General features: G+C 67.2%; 1 protein-coding gene. It reads right to left on the bottom strand.

Annotation, left to right across the window (positions count from 1 at the left end; genetic code table 11):
* Window positions 1–752: IS630 family transposase (locus K8640_RS42355; protein ID WP_223752279.1), on the bottom strand; the 752-nt coding region annotated here is incomplete at its 3' end.
* Window positions 753–980 lie beyond the last annotated feature (228 nt).

Below are 980 nucleotides of genomic sequence, written 5' to 3'. Positions count from 1 at the left end.
TCTTTGAGTTGGACCAGCGCCTTGCGAGTCTTCTGACTGGTGTGGACCGCTGCATTGTCCAGCACGAGGTGGATGCGACGAGCGCGCCGGTATTCCCCCGCCAGCCGCCAGAGCAACTGGATGAAGAGGTCGCTGGCCTTGGATTTGCCCTCCACCCACGTCAGCTTTCCCGTCCGGACATTCAACGCTCCAGCCAGGAAGCGCTTCTGGTTGTTGCCCGGGGTCACCACCACCCGACGCTGCCCCGGAAGACACCAGTCGTGTCCGACCTTGGGGTTGAGATGGATGTCCACCTCATCTACGTGGAGCACGGGCTCTTCGGGGGGCGTGTGTGCATGCAGGCACTTCAACTCGTAGAGCCGGCGCCGACGCTTCCACGCGGGCCAGGGACACTTGACGATGGGCCTGGCGGCCTTGCGCCGCGCGCCGAGCCAGGTGAGCGCGCGGCCCATGGTCGCCACGGAGACCTGGGGCAGCCCGCGGCGCTCAAGCTCCAGGCACAGCAACTCCCGTGTCCAGGTGGGCCGGCACCAGCCCCAGTCCTCGGGCGTTCCCACCAGCACCCGCGCCAGCCTCTCTCGGAATCGCTCGTCTACCTTGCGCTGGCCGTTGCCCTCCCTCCTGTCTCGTAGCGCTCCGCGTCCGTCCTCCCGGTAGCGGCGCACTGCGCTGACGACGGTGGAGGTTGCACAGCCCAACTCCCGGGCTGCCGCGTTGCATGAGGCTCCCCGCCCCACAGCCGCCACGGCCATGCACCGCCGCATGGTGAGCGGGCAGCCACTCCGCTCACCCCACCTCAGCAGCGCCTGCCGCTGCTTCCTCTTCAGCCACTGCCTACCTTTGCCCTCGGGCAGGGCCTTCTCGCTCTCAGGTCTTCTGCGCACACAGAGCCGAACGAGAAGTGCCCCTGCTCCCTCTTCCCGCGCACTTCCCGCCTGCCCGCCCTTCAGCCTGATCGAGAATCACGAACTTCGGTTTAG

The sequence above is a fragment of the Myxococcus sp. XM-1-1-1 genome (assembly GCF_020037095.1).
Taxonomy (GTDB): Bacteria; Myxococcota; Myxococcia; order Myxococcales; family Myxococcaceae; genus Myxococcus; species Myxococcus fulvus.
Note: the sequence above shows the minus strand (reverse complement) of the source record. Positions and strands in the feature narration are given on the sequence as shown.